This is a genomic window from Paenibacillus sp. GbtcB18 (genome assembly GCF_019091125.1).
GTDB classification, from domain to species: domain Bacteria; phylum Bacillota; class Bacilli; order Paenibacillales; family NBRC-103111; genus Paenibacillus_F; species Paenibacillus_F chitinolyticus.
The window spans coordinates 1-311 of sequence record NZ_JAGXJX010000217.1 but is presented as its reverse complement, the minus strand read 5'-3'; the positions used below and the strand labels follow the sequence as shown (position 1 = coordinate 311).

General features: G+C 38.3%; 1 protein-coding gene. It reads left to right on the top strand.

The window, feature by feature from the left end; genetic code table 11:
• On the top strand, positions 1-311 hold a 311-nt coding region (locus KVT34_RS30075; protein ID WP_217563275.1), incomplete at both ends, for an FAD-dependent oxidoreductase.

Below are 311 nucleotides of genomic sequence, written 5' to 3'. Positions count from 1 at the left end.
TCATCGGTTCTGGTGGAGCTGCCTTTTCATCTGCCATTGAAGCCGTTGCTTTGAACGCAAAAGTGGCTATGATTGTGCGTGGAACGGTGGGTGGAACTTGCGTTAATGTCGGATGCGTTCCTTCTAAGACCTTATTAAGAGCAGGGGAAATCAATCATCTAGCAAAAAATAATCCATTTGTGGGATTACACACTTCGGCTTCAAATGTTGATTTAGCGCCATTAGTAAAACAAAAGAATGATTTAGTAACCGAGATGCGAAATGAAAAATATGTGAATTTAATTGATGATTATGGTTTTGAATTAATAAAA